Below are 16,650 nucleotides of genomic sequence, written 5' to 3' on the forward strand. Positions count from 1 at the left end.
CGCTCAGACCGGCTGTCGGCCCGAAATGGCCGGCAGCACCCGGTCGCGCACGGAATCGAGATGGGCGCGCATGCACTGCGCGGCGCCATTGGCATCCCGGGCCTCGATGGCCGCGCAGATCGCATCGTGTTCCGGGAAACTCTTGTGGTCGCGGGACGGCAGGCTGGTCGTGCGCGGCTGTCCCCAGACCGTCGACCGCCGCACCACGTTCAACATGTCGAACAGGTGGATGAGCAGCTTGTTGTGGGTCGCCTTGGCGACGGCGTGGTGGAGCTTGTTGTCCCAGGCCTCGTAGCTGCGCCAGTCCAAAGCTGTACGACAGCGGACCCGGCAGGCATCGATTTCCTCGAAATCCGACCGCGTTCCGTGGACCGCCGCAAGCCGCGCCAGTTCCGGCTCGACCGCAAGGCGTGCGGCGATCACCTGGGCCGGGCTCGCCAGTTCGCCCAGATAGGCCATGTCGGCGAGGTTCAGGACGGAACGCGCGCCGATGAAGGTGCCGCGGCCGACATGCCGCCAGATCAGGCCGCCGCTCTCCAGCTCGGCCAGGGCCTTGCGCAGCTCGCCGCGCGTGACGCCGAACTCCCGGCTCAACTCGCGCTCCGGCGGCAGCCGTTCGTTGTGACGGAAGCGCCGCTCGGCGATGTACTGCTTGATCTGCTCGGCCAGGGACACGGTGATCATGGCGCGATGCTAGACCAATTGTCGCATTGGTTAAATGCGAAAACTATCCGGCGCCAGAAAACCTGCTAGCATCGCTTCGTCAAGTCAGACGCCCGCCGGGCCGGTCAGCACGGCCCGACACACTGTAATTGCTGTGTATTCGCCGTGATATGGCGCCTTTTCGTCCGGTGGTCGCCTGTCCGGCAACGTGACATCGCCAACTGCCTGTACGCCTTCAAAACGATGGACATCTGAACCAATGCGTCTTGCTACGATCAAGCTCTCTTCGGGACCGGCCTGCGCGGTGGAGATGCCCGCCGGGGGGTATCTGCCGGTGGCGGCCGCCGCCGCGGCGACGGGATCGAGCGAGCCGGCGCTATTGGACGGGCGCCTTCAGGCGCTGATCGAGGGCGGGGATGCGGCGCTGGCGGCTTTGGCCAGGCTGGTTTCCGCGGCCGAGGCCGGTGAGGCGGCGCTTGCGGCCCTGATCGTTGCGCCCGGCGATGCGGACCTGCTCGCGCCGCTGCCGCGTCCGGAAAAGAACGTCTTCTGTGTCGGGCGCAATTACGCCGAGCATATCGCCGAGGGCGCCCGGGCGCAGAACGCCGTCGTGAACGTCACCGAGGTGCCGGTCTTCTTCACCAAGCCGAGGACGGCGGTGATCGGGGAGGGCGCGACCATCCCGCTGTTTCCCCATGTCTCGACCCATATCGACTACGAGGTCGAGCTTGCGGTCATCATCGGCAAGGCGGGTCGCGACATTGCCAGGGACGACGCCTACGCGCACGTCTTCGGTTACACCATCCTCAACGACGTCACTGCGCGCGACGTGCAGCGCCGCCATGGCGGGCAGTACTTCAAGGGGAAGGGGCTCGACGGGTCCTGCCCGATGGGGCCCGTGGTGGTGACGAAGGACGAACTTCCCGACCCGCAGAACACCGGCCTGCGTCTGTTCGTGAACGGCGAGCGCCGCCAGAACAGCACGACCGCGCAGATGATCTTCGACATTCCCGCGCTGATCGCCTCGCTCTCGGAAGGGCTGACGCTGGAGCCGGGCGATGTCCTGGCGACCGGCACGCCGTCGGGAGTCGGCTATGCCATGGAGCCGCCCCGCTTCCTGACGGATGGCGACGAGGTGGTCTGCGAAATCGATGGAATCGGGCGTCTGACCAACACGGTCCGCCCTGCATGAACCAACCGGCCGACAGAGCTGGAGGTAGGAGACTGCGCATCTAACATTCTGGGAGGAATGACATGCTGAACAGACGAATCTTCACAGCGCTCTTGGCCGGGGCCATGGCGGCGACACCGCTGGCAATGGCGGGCCCCGCGTTTGCACAGGACATGACGAAGGTCACCTTCGTCCAGCCCAGCCCCTCCGCCATCAACTCGTTCAACGTGTTCGTCGCCATCGGCGAGGGATATTTCGCGGAAGAAGGCCTCGACGTCTCGGTCGAGGCGATCAACGGCTCCGGCGCCGTCCTGCAGGCCCTGTCCTCGGGCCAGGCCCAGTTCGGCCGGCCGGGTCCGGGACCGGTCCTCGCCGCCCGCAGCCGCGGCGTCGACGTGGTGTTCATCTACAATTTCGCCGCCCGCTCCAATTTCGGCATCGTCGTGCCGGAAGCCAGCGAGATCCAGGCGCCGGAAGAGCTGAAGGGCAAGGTTGTCGGCACCGGCACGGCAGATGGGGCCGAGGTCGGATTTGCCCGCAACGTCTTGTCGGGTTCGGGCCTGACCGAAGGCACCGACTACACCTTCCTGACCGTCGGCGACGGCGGACCGGCCGTCGCAGCCTTTTCGCAGGATGCCATCGCCGCCTATTCGTCCTCGACCGCAGATGCCGCGATCCTGAACCAGCGCGGGCAGGCGGTGCGCGACATCACCCCGCCGGAATATGCGCGCTTCTTCGGCAACGGCTTCGCCACGACCGGCGAGCTGATCCGCGACGACCCGGAGCTGGTCGAGAAGTTCGTGCGGGCGATCCACAAGGGTCATGTCTTCGCCCTCGACGACGCCAATCGCGACAAGGTGCTGGAGCACATGGCGGCCGGCAATCCGCAGGAGAGCGAGGATCGCGACTTCGCCGCGGCCCTGTTCGATGCGGTGCGCAGCAAGACCGTCCCGGTCGACCAGTCCAAGGGCCTCGGCTACCAGCCGCCCGAAGTCTGGGAAGAATGGCAGGAGGTCCAGGTCACCGGTGGTGAAATGGCCGAGCCGCTGGCCGACCTGACCGAAGCGTACACCAATGACTTCACGATGAAGGTCAACGGGAGCGCACAGTAATGCAGGCTGCCGCAACCCTGATCGAGCCGACGGAGAGCCATAGCGAGCTCGTCTATCAGCTCCGAAACGTGGGCAAGACCTACGCCCGCAATGCGATCACGGCACTGGAAGGGGTCAATCTGACCCTGACCCGGGGCAGCTTCTCGGCCGTGATCGGGTCCAGTGGTTGCGGCAAGTCGACCTTGCTGAAGATCATGTCGGGACTGATCCCGCCATCCACGGGGCGGGTGGTTCTCCAGGACCGCCCCGTGACCGGCCCGCGCCGCGACATCGGCATGATGTTCCAGCAGGCGACGCTGTTTCCGTGGCGCACGACGCTGCAGAACATCGTGCTGCCGATCGAGATCCGGGACGGACGGGCGGCGGCCAAGGCCGCGCAGGAGCCGGCCCGCGAACTCCTCGAACTCGTCGGCCTGAAGGGGTTCGAGAATTCCTATCCCGGCGATCTGTCCGGCGGCATGGCGCAGCGCGCCTCGATCTGCCGGATGCTGATCACCGAGCCGGCCGTCTTGCTGCTCGACGAGCCGTTCAGTGCGCTGGACGAACTGACCCGCGACTTCATGAACATGGAGCTGCAGCGCATCTGCATGTCGCGCAACGCGACCGCCTTCCTGGTCACCCACTCGATCCAGGAAGCCGTGATCCTGTCGGACGTGGTCTATGTGATGAAGCCGCGCCCCGGCCGGATTGCCGAAGTGGTCGAGATCGACCTGCCCCGTCCCCGCACGCTCGACATGATGACGACGCCGAAATTCGGCGAGATCGTCGAACATATCCGGAGCCGTCTGGACAAGGAGGCATTCATATGACGGGTCTCGAACGGATTGCCGATCGGGCGCCGACGGCGGAGGACGATACGGTCTGGACGGTCCATGTCGGCTGGCTGGACAGCGTGCCGCGCAGCATCCAGATGCTGTTCGTGTTCGGCGTCTTCGTGCTGGTCTGGGACCTCATCACCCGTTTCGGCCTCGTCAGCCCGATCATCCTGCCGACGCCCGGCGAGACGCTGGCCGACATGATCTTCGTCGGCAAGAACATCCTGACCGGCGGCTACATGCTGCCGGCGCTCTGGATCACGCTGAAGGAGGTGTTCTACGGCTTCCTCCTCGCCATCGCGATCGGCTTCAGCCTCGGCGTGATCGTCGGCGAGACGGCTTTCGGGGAACGGGCGATCATGCCCTATCTCGTGGCCATCGACACCATGCCGAAGGTCGCCTTTGCGCCGCTCTTCGTCGCCTGGCTCGGCTTCGACATCGACAGCAAGGTGGCGCTGGGCGCCTTCATCGCGACCTTCCCCATCGTGGTGGGAACCGCGGCCGGGCTGCATGCCGCCGACACCAACAGCCGCAACCTGTTCAAGACGATGGGCGCCACACGCTGGCAGGCGCTGACCAAGATGAAGCTGCCGATGGCGCTGCCGCAGATCTTCACCGGCCTGAAGATCGGCTCGGTCGGCGTCATGGCGGGGGCGATCACCGCCGAGTTTCTCGGCGGTGGCAAGGGCTTCGGCGAGCTGATCCGCATCGCGGCCAGCCAGTTGAACACGCCGCGGGTGTTCTCGCTGATCTTCTACCTGTCCTTCGTGGGGCTCGGCCTCTTCGCCTTCGTGAGCTGGGTCCAGCGCCGCTTCGTGTTCTGGCACAAGGAACGGGTCTCGACCGTCACGGAGGGTTAGGGCGTGACCGGGGCACCTGTTTCGGGGGCGGCGCTGGCGGATTTCGCCGCCCGCGCCTTCACCAGCGTCCGGGTTCCCGAAGGGGATGCGCGGGCGGTGGCCGAGCTGATGGTCGAGGCGGACCTTCTCGGCTACGACACCCATGGCCTGTTCCGGCTGCGCCAATATGTGAACCGCCTGCGGGACGGCGGCTGCAACCCGGCGGCCAAGCCGCATGTCCTGCGCGAGACCGTTGCCACGGCGCTTGTCGATGGTGACAACGGCCTCGGCCAACTGGCGATGGCGCAGGCCTGCGACATGGCGATTACCAAGGCACGGCAGGCAGGGATCGGCTGGGTAGGCGTGCGCGGAGGCAACCATGCCGGGCCCGCCGCCCTGTATGTACGGCCTCAGGCCAAGGCCGGGATGATCGGCATCTGCGCCGCCGTCGGCAGCGCCAATCACGTCGCGCCCTATGGCGGCACCGACCTGCTTCTCGGCACCAACCCCATCGCCTTCGCCATGCCGGGCGGGGCGGATCCCTTCGTTCTGGACATGGCGACCACCGTCGCCGCGATGGGCAAGATCAAGACCCTGGCCCAGAAGGGCGAGCCGATGCCCGAGGGCTGGATGGTCGGCCGCGACGGCAAGCCCCTGACCGACCCGAACCGCAAGGACGAGGGGTTCCTCCTGCCGATCGGCGGGCCCAAGGGCTACGGTCTCGCCATGGTCATCGGGCTTCTGGCGGGCGTCCTGAACGGTGCCGCCTTCGGGGCCGACGTGGTGGATTTCACCAAGGACACCGAGAGCCCGACCAATACGGGCCAGTTCGTCGCCGCCATCGACATCGCGGCCTTCGGCGATCTCGGCGACTTCACCGCGACGGCGAACCGCGTCTTTGCCGAGATGCGCGCCTCGACGCCGTTGCCGGGCTATCCGGCGGTCCGCGTGCCCGGCGACGGACGCGAGGCGGCGCGCACGCAGCGCGTCGCCGGAGGGATCGCCCTGCACCCGGCGCTACGGGCCGAGCTCGACCGCATCGCGCAGGATCTGGCCATCGCCCCGCTCTGAGGACTGGATCGGCGCTCGTAACCTGAGTTTCCACTGCTGCACCGACTGCCCGTCGATCGCCCCGCCGTCCGTGCGGCGCGCGATCCGGAGCAATATGTCGCGGATCGTTTTGCCCTCCCGCCCGTTCGATGGTGCGGATTTTTCAAAGGGCGGGACATGCATCATTCGACGACGAGCCAGGATCGCAGGAGCGGGAACAAACGGGTCTTCCCGCTGCATCCCATCGGGGTCGTCGCCGCCATGATCGCAAGGCGGGTCTCGGACAACCGGCGTCCGCTGATCTACATCGCCGAGACCGGCAGGCGCCGGCACGACATTTTCGCGCTGGCCAGCATTCTCGCGGGCCCCGGCTCGGTCTGCGAGCTCGACGCGCCGGACGGGTTTCCCGGCGACGGCCTGCCGGTGACGGTGGCGACCGCCGGCAACAGGATGGCGATGCTGCGCTGGCTTCTCGACGCGGAGAAGCGTCCCTCCGTCCTGATCACCACCCCGGCGGCGCTGATCCGCAAGGTGCCGCCGAAATCGGTGTGGGAGGGGCTGCATCTGGAAATCCGGGTCGGCGAGACGCTCGACCAGACGGCGCTGCAGGCGAAGCTGCAGCATCTCGGCTACTGGCTCGACGACCGGGTCGACGAGCCGGGCGAGGCGGCGTTTCGCGGCAAGGTGCTGGAGATCTTTCCCGCCGCTGCGCCGCGGCCCTGCCGCATCGAGCATGAGGACGGGGTGGTGACCGCGATCCGCTCCTATGATCCGGTCAGCCAGCGCTCCGTCACCGAAACCGACTGCCTCATCGTCGATCCGGCCAGCGAGATCGTCGGAGCCGACGACGGCGCCACGGGGCGGCAGGAGATCGATGGCGAAACGCTTCAGACCGGCGCGCCTGACAGCGAGCGGTTCCTCTGCCGGCAATACGAACGGGCCGAGACCGTCTTCGACTATCTGCAGGATGCGGACATGGTGCTGGAGACCGGCGCCGAGATCCGCGCCGACGAGGTCTTTGATGCGCTGCAGCGGATCGATGCGGACGATCCGCACCGTCACGCCGTTCACGCCGATCACCTGGACCGCGAGACCTGGGACACGCTCGTCGCGGAGCGGGTGACGGCGCTCGTCGACGATTTGGAGGCCGACTATTCCGTGCCGGTCTTCGCGACGGAGCGGCAGCCCTACAAGGCGCTGGCCTCCTTCGTGGAGCCGCTGCGCGACGACGGCTACCGCATCGTCCTGGCAGGGCCTGACGGCCGCGTCATGCGATCGGCAGCCCGCAAGGCCGGCACGGCGCTCGACGGCGCCTTCGAGCCGGCCGCGGACTGGGATGCGATCTGCAACGCCGCGCCGTCGTCGCTGCTGCTCTTCGATGCACCGATCACGGAAGGGTTCGTCGCCGCCGAAAGCGGTGTCGCCGTCATCAGCCTCCGCAACCTCGAAGGCCAGAAGGCAGCCGCCGCGGTCGCCGGCCCGTCGGACGGGTTCGCGCCGCAGGTCGATACCTTCCTGACCGGCGACCGGGTCGTTCATATCGAACACGGGGTCGCGGTTCTCGACGGCCTCGTGCCGATCGATCCGAACGGCAATGGCGGCGATCCGGAAGGCGAGGCCTTGAGCCTGCGCTACCGCAATGACGAGACGCTGCTGGTGCCAATGTCCGACATCGGCGCGGTCTGGCGCTATGGCGGTGCCTCCACCGACGTGACGCTCGACGATCTGAAGGGCCGGACATGGCAGAAGCGCCGCAACGAGATCTTCGGCGCAATCTCGGTGACCGCCGACCGCATGGTCGAACGGCTGACGGAAAAGGCCCAGGCGAAGGCACCGAAGATCGTGCCCGACCGGGTCTCCTTCGAGCGGTTCTGTGCGCGCTTTGCCTATGAGCTGACGGCCGACCAGAACAATGCCTGCCTGGACGTGCTCGACGATCTGGCCTCCGGTCGTCCGATGGACCGTCTGGTCTGCGGCGATGTCGGCTACGGCAAGACCGAGGTGGCGCTGCGCGCCGCCGCCGCCGCGGTGTTTTCCGGCAGGCAGGTGGCGGTAATCGCGCCGACGACGGTTCTCGCCCAGCAGCATTTTCGGGAGTTTTCCGCCCACTTCGGCGCTCAGGGTGTCGAGATCGTCCGGCTGTCGCGCCTCGTCGGCAAGGACGAGGCGGATGCCGCCAAGTCCGCCATGCAGGATGGGACCGCGAAGATCGTCGTCGGGACCCACGCCATCCTCGCCGATGATCTGGCCTTCGACGATCTGGCGCTGGTGATCATCGACGAGGAACAGCGCATCGGCAGCGAGCAGAAGGCCGCGATGCGCACGCTGGCCGACGGCGTCCACATTCTCACGATGACGGCGACGCCCATTCCGCGCACCCTCCAGTCCGGTTTCGTCGGGCTGAGCGATCTCAGCATCATCGCGACCCCGCCCAACCGGCGAAGCCCGGTGAAGACCCGGGTCGGACCGTTCGACGACGCCGCCGTTCGCGATGCCCTGGCGGCGGAACGTGCGCGCGGCGGGCAGAGCTTCGTCGTGTGCCCGCGCATCGAGGATCTCGAGCCGATGGCGGCGAAGCTGCAGGAACTGATGCCGGAGCAGACCACGGTCACGCTGCACGGCAAGATGAAGCCCGACGAGGTGGAGGACGCGATGCTGGCCTTCGCCCATGGCGAGCACGACGTTCTCCTGGCGACCGCCATCGTGGAAAGCGGGCTCGATGTCGCCAATGCCAACACCATGGTCGTGTGCCATGCCGACCGCTTCGGTCTGGCCGAACTGCACCAGTTGCGCGGCCGGGTCGGCCGGGGCGCGCGCCGCGGCCACGTCCTTTTGACCACCGAAGCGGACAGGGAGCTCGGCGAGCACGCCCGAAGCCGGCTCGAGGCGCTGGAGGAATTCAGCACGCTCGGTGCAGGCTTCGACATCGCCGCGCGCGATCTCGATCTGCGCGGGACGGGCGAACTCCTGGGCGACGAGCAGGTCGGCCATGTCCAGACGATCGGCATCGGGCTGTATCGCAAGATCCTCGAACGCGCCGTCGCGCTGGCGCAGGGCCAGCCGGAGCCGGACGATGTCCGCCCGGTGATCGCCCTTGGGCTGCCGGCGACGATCCCGTCCGACTACGTTCCCGAACCGGATATGCGGATCGAGCTGGCGCTGCTGCTCGAACGGGTCTCGGATGCCGCGACCCTCGACGCGTTGCGGGTGGAGATCGAGGACCGGTTCGGGCCAATGCCGGCAACGCTCCTGACCCATTTCGGGCTGGCCGAACTCAGGCTCCGCTGTCGCGCGGCCGGGGTCGCGAAACTCGATCACGGCCCGAAGGCGACGGCCCTGAGCTTCACGCCGGCAATGTCCGCGACGCTGCAGGAGGCCGGGATCGAAGACCGGCTCGACGATGCCAAATGGTCGAAGAACCGGCTGATCTTCCCGGCACCCGAGCAGAGCGAGACGGACCCGCTGGCGCACGCGAACGATCTGCTGGATCGCCTGGCAGCGGTGATGCCGGCGGCCGAGGGATCGGACGAAGCGTAAACCGGGCCGGGATTTCTCACCGCCGGAGATATTCAGGGGAGCATACGATCTGATACTGTCTGCCGCCGCCGTTTGCTGTAATCGTTGCGGCCTGCGTCGGCGAATGACGGATTGCCCGAGATGAACACCGCTCCAGCCATGTCCCTGAAGCCCCGGACCTACACGGGCGTCCTGGTCGTTCTGGGTGTCGCGCATCTCCTCAACGACCTCATGCAGTCGCTGATCCCGGCGATTTATCCGATCATCCAGCGCAGCTACGGGCTCGATTTCTGGCAGATCGGCATGATCACGCTGACCTTCCAGATCGCCGGCTCGCTGCTGCAGCCGCTGGTCGGCTTCTATACGGACCGGCGGCCGGCGCCCTATTCGCCGGTCATGGGAATGATGTTCACCCTGTCGGGCCTGCTCGGACTCGCCTTCGCGACGAGCTACGGAGCCATCCTCTTCGCCGTGGCGCTGATCGGCATCGGCTCCTCGATCTTCCATCCCGAAGCCACGCGCATGGCGCGCTATGCGGCCGGCGGCCGGCAGGGGCTGGCGCAGGGCATCTTCCAGGTCGGCGGGCAGGCGGGCGGCGCGCTCGGCCCGGTCTTCGCCGCGCTGATCATCGTGCCTTTGGGCCAGCCGAGCCTTGCGTGGTTCACCGCCGCGGCGCTGGCGGCCATGTTGCTGCTAACCTGGATCGGCCGGCAACAGGCGGCGATCAGCCGGCATTTCTCCGATCTGCGCGCGTCGCTGGCCGGCCAGCATGCCGACCTGCCGCGACACGGCACGGCGACCATCGCCATCGGGCTGACGGTGCTGACGCTGCTGATGTTCTCCAAGAACGCCTATGCGGAGAGTTTCCGGTCCTTCTACACCTTCTACCTGATCGAGCAGTTCGGCCTGTCGATCCCGCAGTCGCAGATGATGCTGTTCATCTTCCTGATCTCGGCCGCCGCCGGCGCGCTGATCGGCGGGATCGTCGGCGACCGCATCGGCCGCTACCGGATCATCTGGATCTCGGTGCTCGGGCCGCTGCCGCTGACCCTGCTGTTGCCCTATGCCGACCTGTTCTGGACGGGCGTCCTGACCATCGCGATCAACCTCGTCATGGCCAGCGCCTTCGCCTCGATCCTGATCTACGCCATGGAGTTGCTGCCCAACCGGATCGGCCTCATCGGCGGCCTGTTCTACGGATTGAACTTCGGCCTGGGTGGCATTGCCGCGGCGATCCTCGGCGGCCTTGCCGACAGCTACGGCATCGAGACCGTCTACCGCATCTGCTCGTTCCTGCCGCTGGCGGGGCTCCTGGCCTGGTTCCTGCCGCGGCTCGACACCGACCGGTATCGGCCCGCGGGCTGAGGCTGGCCATCGCCGCATCGGCAGGGCTAAGTCTGCCGAGCGCCTGGCGGCCTCAGGACGTCTGGCGCTGCCGCCATTGGCTGGGCAGACCCCACCACGGCACCCAGGGTTCGGCATGGTGTTCGTGGTGGTAGCCGAAATGGAAGCAGGAGAGCAGCGAGGCGACGTAGCCGAACTCGTTGGAGCGCGCATTGTGCGCGTCGACGAAGCCTTCCTCTTCGTGCCGGTGCGGCTGGAACGTGCCGAAATAGAAGAGCTGCAGCGACGAAAGCAGGGACGGAAGCCCGTAGAACAGGACGACGTTGAGCACCGGCGCGCCGAGCACAAGGATATAGACGGTGACCACCGTGCACACGAACAGGATCGAGCGCCGGCCGAAATAGCGCAGGAAGAAGGCGCGGAACCAGGGCCAGAAGCGATCGGGCTCGTCGACGAAGAAATCCGGATCGTCGGCCGTGCCCGGTGCGTCGTGATGGGCCATGTGCGCGCCCCGGACCCGGCGCCAGGCAAAGCCGGCATAGATCGTCAGGATGAAGGCGCCGATGCCGGCGTTCAGGCGCGGCCATCCCGGAGCGAGCGAGCCGTGCATGGCATCATGCGCGACGATGAAAAGCCCGACGGTCAGCCAGCACTGCACGGCGATGAGGACGGGCACGAGGGGCAGCGTGCGCCATCCGACATCGAGAAAGAACACCGCACCGACATGGATGGCGATCCATGCCGCCAGAACGCAGCCCGCCAGCGTCAGGCCGATCGCCGCCTGGAACGGCCGCAGCACCGGTTTGCGCGTGCGCGCGGAGGAGGGGGCCTGTCCGGCCGGGATGGCGACGTCGTTCATTGGGGCAAAGCTAAACATCCGGACGTCCATGAAAAGCCGAGTGCGGCGTTTCGCCCATGCTGCGGGACTCGGGCCGGGGTGCGCCTCCCAGCCGATCACGGGAGGTACAAGGCGGCCTCGCAGCGAGTATCCGGAGAATGACGCGTCCTTGAATGCAACACTGTCACATCGGGCGTGACCATTGCGCCGAACCTCCCATATCCACGCAGGCATGAAACTCGCCTATCCGAATGCCAGAGACAGTTCGCTCGATGCGCTCGCCACCACGGGACCCGGAGGTGCGGGCCGGCCGTCGCTTGCGCTCTGCGTGCTCTTGTGCCTTGCCGCCAACGCCCTCGCGGCGTTGTCCCTCTGGCTGTTCGGGCGTCCGCTGGTGCCGGTGCAGGAGCCCTTGCGCCTCTGGTCATCGAGCTTCGAGCTGGTGGCGAATTCGCAGCATCTGAGCGACCCCTATTCCTTCATGCATGTCCTGTTCGGGGCAGGTCTCTATGTCTTCGTCGACGGGCTGAAGCCCGGGTGGCCGGCACGCTCCAAGCTGGTGGTGGTCGTTCTGGGAAGCGTTGTCTGGGAGATCGTCGAGAACACCCCGCCGGTGGTTCGCCTGTTCAACGAAACAAGCCAGCCGGGGGCCTATGCCGGCGACAGCATCGTCAATTCGCTGAGCGACACGGCCTGCGTGACCCTTGGCTTCTTCATCGCCCGGCTCCTGGGCTGGCGCGCCACGCTGCTGGCGGCCGTAATGGTCGAGATCGCTCTGGTCGTGTCGATCCATGACGGTCTGGTGCTTGGCACGCTGAGAGTGCTGGGCGCAGTCTGAGCCGCTCGCGCCGTCCTCCTTGCGCGGTTTTTACGCGTCCGGCTGGTGCTTGGCAGCACGGGACCTCCTCGCCATATTGAAAGAATGGGCGCGCGCCAGAGCGCGGGCCCGCAACCTGCAGAGCCGCCATGTTTTTCGAGATCCTCCTCTACGCCCTGATCGTGATCGCCACCGTGGCCGCGATGGAAGCGTTTGCCTGGGCGATGCACAAATTCGTCATGCACGGACGCAGCGGATGGGGCTGGCACAAATCCCATCACGAGGAGACCGAGGGCTTCTTCGAGAAGAACGATCTCTACGCCGTCGTCTTCAGCCTCATGGCGGTCGCCCTGTTCTTCGTCGGACAGGCGCTTTCGCCCGTTCTCCTGGCGATCGCATGGGGCATCACGCTCTACGGGCTTCTCTATTTCGTCGCCCATGACGGGCTGGTGCACCAGCGCTGGCCGTTCCGCTACGTGCCGCATCGCGGCTATGCCAAGCGTCTCGTGCAGGCGCACCGGCTTCACCACGCGGTGGAGGGGCGCGACCATTGCGTCTCCTTCGGGTTTCTCTATGCCCCGCCGATCGACAAGCTGAAGGCGGAGCTGCGCGCCTCGGGCGTGCTGGATCGCGAGCGGATCGACCGCTCGGTGACGGCGCAGGGCTCGGCCCATGCACCCGTGCGCAACTAGGCACCCGGCCATGCCGGATCGCGAGACTCGCGGGGCTGCCATCGGCACCCGGCGGGGGCTTCGGCACCGGCCCATGGTGTCGTAATGGCGCAGAACGGCAAGGCCGCCACGACACCAGCCAAGGCGTATCCGACGACGCCGGACGGACGCTATTTCGTCGTGCGGGGCCGGCTCTGGCGAACTAGCGACCCGTCGCTCGATCCCGAACGGCGCCAGCATCTCGTCAACGAACTGATGGCCGCCCGCCGCGCGGTCCGCGACGCCAGGGACGATGCCGCACTGAAGGCTGAGGCGCGGCAACGCGTGGACGCGGCGAAGACAAGCCTCGGCGAACGCGGGCCCGTCTGGTGGACGGATGGCGCGCCCGACCTCAATCGGCGGATGGTGGCGGGGACCGCCTATGCCGAATGGTATGAGAGCCTTGGCGACGGGTAGCGAAGCCGGGTGCCTTCGACGGCCCGGCGGGCGTGACGGCGGGGCTGTCGAGGCAAGACACCCTGCGTTCCGGGACGATCGACGCCATGGATGACGCTCCGCTGATCCTGACACTGCGCTTCGATGCGACGAGCTTTGCGCGTTTCGACCGGGAGCGGCGGCAGCATTTTCCGCCGGAGCGCAATCTGATCCCGGCGCATCTCACCCTGTTCCATCATCTGCCGGGCGAGCGATACCGGGAGATCTGCGATGTGCTCGCCGCGCGGGCGGCTGAGCAACCGGGCTTTACGATGCCGGTGACGTCGCTGCGGTTCCTGGGGCAGGGCACGGCCTATGCCATCGAGAGCCCCGCCCTGGCCGCGCTCCGGCAGGATCTCGCGCGGCTCTGGTCCGGGCATTTGACGCGGCAGGATGCGCAGGGCTTTCGCCCGCATGTGACGATCCAGAACAAGGTCCGGGCTGCCGAAGCCAGGGCGCTTCATGATGCGATGTCGTCGGTGTTCGTGCCGTTCCAGGTGACGGCCACCGGCCTGCTGCTGTGGCATTACCGGGGAGGTCCGTGGGAGGCCGCCGGGGAATTTGCCTTTGCGGGCTGACCGCGAACCGGTGCTGCGTCTCACGATGTCACCGTCGCCTCGCAGGCGTTGCGACCGAGGCCAATACCAGCCGCAAGGCTGACGGACGATGCCGTTTCAAATGATACCATCTTGCGGTTGCGCCAAACCGCGCCGTCCGCGGCGGCCAACTCATCGCCGATGGACGTATTGCCGTTAGGGGATTCCCAAGGCAGACTGGTTCGAAATCGGAAGAGAGCCGGTCAACGGCCAGTCGAGTGAACCGGGAGGACCGAGATGAACTATTCGACGATCAGGACGGTACTTGCAGCTGCAACTGCCTTGGCGGCCTTCGCCTGGCAGGCGCCGGCCCATGCCCAGACAACCCTGACGATTGGTACCGTCAACAACAGCGACATGGTCCGCATGCAGGGGCTGTCGTCGGAATTCGAGGCGGCCCATCCCGATATCAAGCTCGACTGGGTGACGCTGGAGGAGAACATCCTGCGCCAGCGCGTGACGACCGACATCGCCACCAATGGCGGCCAGTTCGACGTCATGACCATCGGCACCTACGAGGTTCCGATCTGGGCCAAGCAGGACTGGCTGAAGCCGCTGGACGGTCTCGGAGACGATTACGACGCGGACGATCTGATCCCGGCGATCCGCAACGCGCTGTCGGTCGACGGCACGCTCTACGCGGCACCCTTCTATGCCGAGAGCGTGTTGACGCTCTATCGCACTGATCTGTTCGAGAAGGCCGGGCTGGAGATGCCCGAGCAGCCGACCTGGGACTTCATCGCCGAGGCGGCCGAGAAGATCACCGACCAGGATGCCGGCGTCTACGGCCTCTGCCTGCGCGGCAAGCCCGGCTGGGGCGAGAATATGGGCTTCCTCGGCAACATGGCCCGCTCGTTCGGCGCGAATTACTTCGATGCCGACTGGCAGCCGCAGTTCGAGGGCGAAGGCTGGACGAAGGCCATCACCCTCTATGTCGACCTGATGAACAAATACGGTCCTCCGGGCGCCGCCTCCAACGGCTTCAACGAGAATCTCTCGCTGTTCGGCCAGGGCAAATGCGGCATGTGGATGGACGCCTCGGTCGCCGCGTCCTTCGTGACCGACCCGAAGCAGAGCCAGGTGCCCGATCAGGTCGGTTTCGCGCCGGCGCCCTGCGGCATCGAGAACTGCCCGAACAACGGCTACAACTGGCTGTGGGCCTGGTCGCTTGCGGTCCCGGCATCGTCTGAAAAGGCCGAGGCCGCGCAGACCTTCATCGGCTGGGCGACCTCCAAGGAATATCTCGCCCTCGTCGCCGAGAAGGAAGGCTGGGCCAACGTGCCTCCTGGTACGCGCACCTCGCTCTACGAGAACTCGGAATACACCGAGGCTGCGCCCTTCGCCGACGCGACCCTGACGGCGATCAACAATGCCGATCCGTCGATGACGGACGACAAGCCCTATGTCGGTCTGCAATTCGCCGCGATCCCCGAATTCCAGGGGCTCGGCACGGCGGTCGGCCAGCAGATGGCCGCGGCTCTGTCGGGGGCATCGACCGTCGAGCAGGCGCTGCAGCAGTCGCAGGCGATCGCGGTCCGCGAGATGACCCGCGGCGGCTACATCAAGAACTGATCCCGGGGCGCGCGACGCCCGGCGGACGATCATGGGCAAGGGCGGCCGCCGAACGAGCCGCCCTGCCGAAAGGGCCGCCGGTTCGCGGACGATGACGCGAGCGCGAAACCACCTCGACCGCGTCCGCAGATTTCTCCGTTGGCCCGCCCTGCAATATGCGCGCGGCCCGGCACCATCGCCGGGCCCGTGTGACCCGCCAGGAAAGCCGTGACGCCGTCCGCGTGGCCGGCGACCGGGTTCGAACTTCAGGCTCCGCGCCACCCGGTGCGGCAGAGGGGGGAGTGTCATGGCCACCTTGCACACCAAAGCCGCGGCCCGCGCGATGATGGCGCCGGCGGTGATCGTCCTCCTGATCTGGATGATCGTGCCGCTGGCGATGACGCTGTATTTCTCCACGCTGAACTACACGCTCTACAATCCTCTCTCCCAGCCCTTTGTCGGCTTCGAGAACTACAGCTACTTCCTCACTGACCCGACCTTTCTCGCCGCCCTCGGCAACACGCTGGTGCTGGTGCTCGGCGTTCTCGCCATCACGGTGGGCGGCGGTATTCTGGTCGCCCTGCTGCTCGACCACGACGTCTACGGGGTGAACTTCGTCCGGCTTCTGGTGATCGCACCGTTCTTCGTCATGCCGACCGTGGCGGCGCTGGTCTGGAAGAACATGATGATGAACCCGGTCTACGGGGTCATCGGTCAGTTCCTGACCGGGCTCGGCTTCACGCCGATCGACTGGATGACCGACGTGCCGCTTCTGTCGATCATCATTATCGTCGCCTGGCAGTGGCTGCCCTTCGCCACGCTGATCCTCCTGACCGCCCTGCAGTCCCTGTCGACCGACCAGAAGGAGGCGGCCGAGATGGACGGGGCGGGGGCGCTGTCGATCTTCTTCTACATCACCCTGCCGCATATGAGCCGGGCGATCACCGTGGTGATCCTCATCCAGACGATCTTCCTCCTGTCGATCTATGCCGAGATCCTGGTGACGACGCAGGGCGGGCCGGGATCGCAATCGACCAACATCACCTATCTCGTGGCGCAGCAGGCGACCTCCTACGGCGATATCGGCGCGGCCTCGGCCGGCGGCATCGTGGCGGTGATCCTTGCCAATATCGTCGCGATCTTCCTCGTCCGCCTGATCGGCAAGAATCTCGACGCCTGAGGAGGGCTGCCAG

Annotated in this window: 15 protein-coding genes; 13 read left to right on the top strand and 2 right to left on the bottom strand. The window is 66.7% G+C overall.

Annotated features, from left to right (window positions below; genetic code table 11):
• Positions 1-3: 3 nt before the first annotated feature.
• Positions 4-684, bottom strand: a complete 681-nt coding sequence (locus tag ACEQX1_RS15115; protein ID WP_370194066.1) for a FadR/GntR family transcriptional regulator — start codon at positions 682-684, stop codon at positions 4-6.
• 238 nt (positions 685-922) lie between these two features.
• On the opposite strand from ACEQX1_RS15115, the gene ACEQX1_RS15120 reads away from it, so the two are divergent.
• The 7 genes from ACEQX1_RS15120 (at position 923) to ACEQX1_RS15150 (ending at position 10,531) form a co-directional block, all read left to right on the top strand.
• A complete protein-coding gene (locus ACEQX1_RS15120; protein WP_370194065.1) occupies positions 923-1,855 on the top strand; it encodes a fumarylacetoacetate hydrolase family protein in 933 nt (310 codons plus the stop codon).
• Between the two features lie 62 nt (positions 1,856-1,917).
• Positions 1,918-2,946 (top strand): ABC transporter substrate-binding protein, encoded by a 1,029-nt coding sequence (locus ACEQX1_RS15125; RefSeq protein ID WP_370194064.1) that lies wholly within the window; start codon positions 1,918-1,920, stop codon positions 2,944-2,946.
• Positions 2,946-3,755, top strand: coding sequence for an ABC transporter ATP-binding protein (locus ACEQX1_RS15130; RefSeq protein WP_024349185.1), 810 nt, complete (start codon positions 2,946-2,948; stop codon positions 3,753-3,755). The genes ACEQX1_RS15125 and ACEQX1_RS15130 overlap by 1 nt, the downstream gene beginning before the upstream one ends.
• Positions 3,752-4,621 carry an ABC transporter permease gene (locus ACEQX1_RS15135; RefSeq protein WP_024349184.1) on the top strand — a complete coding sequence of 290 codons (870 nt, stop codon included), beginning with the start codon at positions 3,752-3,754 and terminating at the stop codon, positions 4,619-4,621. The genes ACEQX1_RS15130 and ACEQX1_RS15135 overlap by 4 nt, the downstream gene beginning before the upstream one ends.
• A 3-nt stretch (positions 4,622-4,624) precedes the next feature.
• Positions 4,625-5,671, top strand: coding sequence for an Ldh family oxidoreductase (locus ACEQX1_RS15140; RefSeq protein ID WP_370194063.1), 1,047 nt, complete (start codon positions 4,625-4,627; stop codon positions 5,669-5,671).
• A 156-nt stretch (positions 5,672-5,827) separates the two neighbouring features.
• Positions 5,828-9,187 carry a DEAD/DEAH box helicase gene (locus tag ACEQX1_RS15145; RefSeq protein WP_370196995.1) on the top strand — a complete coding sequence of 1,120 codons (3,360 nt, stop codon included), beginning with the start codon at positions 5,828-5,830 and terminating at the stop codon, positions 9,185-9,187.
• A 120-nt stretch (positions 9,188-9,307) separates the two neighbouring features.
• Positions 9,308-10,531 carry an MFS transporter gene (locus tag ACEQX1_RS15150; RefSeq protein ID WP_370193637.1) on the top strand — a complete coding sequence of 408 codons (1,224 nt, stop codon included), beginning with the start codon at positions 9,308-9,310 and terminating at the stop codon, positions 10,529-10,531.
• 52 nt (positions 10,532-10,583) lie between these two features.
• Here the strand turns inward: ACEQX1_RS15150 and ACEQX1_RS15155 are convergent, their stop codons facing one another.
• Complete coding sequence (locus tag ACEQX1_RS15155) at positions 10,584-11,387, bottom strand: fatty acid desaturase (RefSeq protein WP_370193638.1); 804 nt, start codon at positions 11,385-11,387, stop codon at positions 10,584-10,586.
• A gap of 193 nt (positions 11,388-11,580) precedes the next feature.
• Here ACEQX1_RS15155 and ACEQX1_RS15160 point away from each other — a divergent pair, with 193 nt between their 5' ends.
• From ACEQX1_RS15160 to ACEQX1_RS15185, 6 genes are all read left to right on the top strand, one after another.
• Positions 11,581-12,186 carry a DUF2585 family protein gene (locus tag ACEQX1_RS15160; RefSeq protein WP_370193639.1) on the top strand — a complete coding sequence of 202 codons (606 nt, stop codon included), beginning with the start codon at positions 11,581-11,583 and terminating at the stop codon, positions 12,184-12,186.
• A gap of 128 nt (positions 12,187-12,314) precedes the next feature.
• Positions 12,315-12,857, top strand: coding sequence for a sterol desaturase family protein (locus ACEQX1_RS15165; protein ID WP_024349178.1), 543 nt, complete (start codon positions 12,315-12,317; stop codon positions 12,855-12,857).
• 84 nt (positions 12,858-12,941) lie between these two features.
• On the top strand, positions 12,942-13,292 hold the full coding sequence (locus ACEQX1_RS15170; protein WP_370193640.1) for a hypothetical protein: 351 nt from the start codon (positions 12,942-12,944) through the stop codon (positions 13,290-13,292).
• An 86-nt stretch (positions 13,293-13,378) separates the two neighbouring features.
• Positions 13,379-13,888 (top strand): 2'-5' RNA ligase family protein, encoded by a 510-nt coding sequence (locus ACEQX1_RS15175; RefSeq protein WP_370193641.1) that lies wholly within the window; start codon positions 13,379-13,381, stop codon positions 13,886-13,888.
• Between the two features lie 255 nt (positions 13,889-14,143).
• Positions 14,144-15,478, top strand: coding sequence for a sugar ABC transporter substrate-binding protein (locus ACEQX1_RS15180; protein WP_370193642.1), 1,335 nt, complete (start codon positions 14,144-14,146; stop codon positions 15,476-15,478).
• 286 nt (positions 15,479-15,764) lie between these two features.
• Positions 15,765-16,637, top strand: a complete 873-nt coding sequence (locus ACEQX1_RS15185; RefSeq protein WP_024349174.1) for a carbohydrate ABC transporter permease — start codon at positions 15,765-15,767, stop codon at positions 16,635-16,637.
• Positions 16,638-16,650: the final 13 nt, after the last annotated feature.

It is taken from the genome of Aurantimonas sp., from assembly GCF_964217435.1.
GTDB lineage: Bacteria > Pseudomonadota > Alphaproteobacteria > Rhizobiales > Rhizobiaceae > Aurantimonas > Aurantimonas coralicida.

What these genes read in the sequence shown, in the direction of transcription:
- ACEQX1_RS15160 (WP_370193639.1), top strand. Translation starts at nt 11,581, where the DNA reads ATGAAACTCGCCTATCCGAATGCCAGAGACAGTTCGCTCGATGCGCTC.
- ACEQX1_RS15185 (WP_024349174.1), top strand. Translation starts at nt 15,765, where the DNA reads ATGGCCACCTTGCACACCAAAGCCGCGGCCCGCGCGATGATGGCGCCG.
- ACEQX1_RS15130 (WP_024349185.1), top strand. Translation starts at nt 2,946, where the DNA reads ATGCAGGCTGCCGCAACCCTGATCGAGCCGACGGAGAGCCATAGCGAG.
- ACEQX1_RS15170 (WP_370193640.1), top strand. Translation starts at nt 12,942, where the DNA reads ATGGCGCAGAACGGCAAGGCCGCCACGACACCAGCCAAGGCGTATCCG.
- ACEQX1_RS15115 (WP_370194066.1), bottom strand. Translation starts at nt 684, where the DNA reads ATGATCACCGTGTCCCTGGCCGAGCAGATCAAGCAGTACATCGCCGAG.
- ACEQX1_RS15150 (WP_370193637.1), top strand. Translation starts at nt 9,308, where the DNA reads ATGAACACCGCTCCAGCCATGTCCCTGAAGCCCCGGACCTACACGGGC.
- ACEQX1_RS15175 (WP_370193641.1), top strand. Translation starts at nt 13,379, where the DNA reads ATGGATGACGCTCCGCTGATCCTGACACTGCGCTTCGATGCGACGAGC.
- ACEQX1_RS15120 (WP_370194065.1), top strand. Translation starts at nt 923, where the DNA reads ATGCGTCTTGCTACGATCAAGCTCTCTTCGGGACCGGCCTGCGCGGTG.
- ACEQX1_RS15180 (WP_370193642.1), top strand. Translation starts at nt 14,144, where the DNA reads ATGAACTATTCGACGATCAGGACGGTACTTGCAGCTGCAACTGCCTTG.
- ACEQX1_RS15155 (WP_370193638.1), bottom strand. Translation starts at nt 11,387, where the DNA reads ATGTTTAGCTTTGCCCCAATGAACGACGTCGCCATCCCGGCCGGACAG.
- ACEQX1_RS15145 (WP_370196995.1), top strand. Translation starts at nt 5,828, where the DNA reads ATGCATCATTCGACGACGAGCCAGGATCGCAGGAGCGGGAACAAACGG.
- ACEQX1_RS15135 (WP_024349184.1), top strand. Translation starts at nt 3,752, where the DNA reads ATGACGGGTCTCGAACGGATTGCCGATCGGGCGCCGACGGCGGAGGAC.
- ACEQX1_RS15125 (WP_370194064.1), top strand. Translation starts at nt 1,918, where the DNA reads ATGCTGAACAGACGAATCTTCACAGCGCTCTTGGCCGGGGCCATGGCG.
- ACEQX1_RS15165 (WP_024349178.1), top strand. Translation starts at nt 12,315, where the DNA reads ATGTTTTTCGAGATCCTCCTCTACGCCCTGATCGTGATCGCCACCGTG.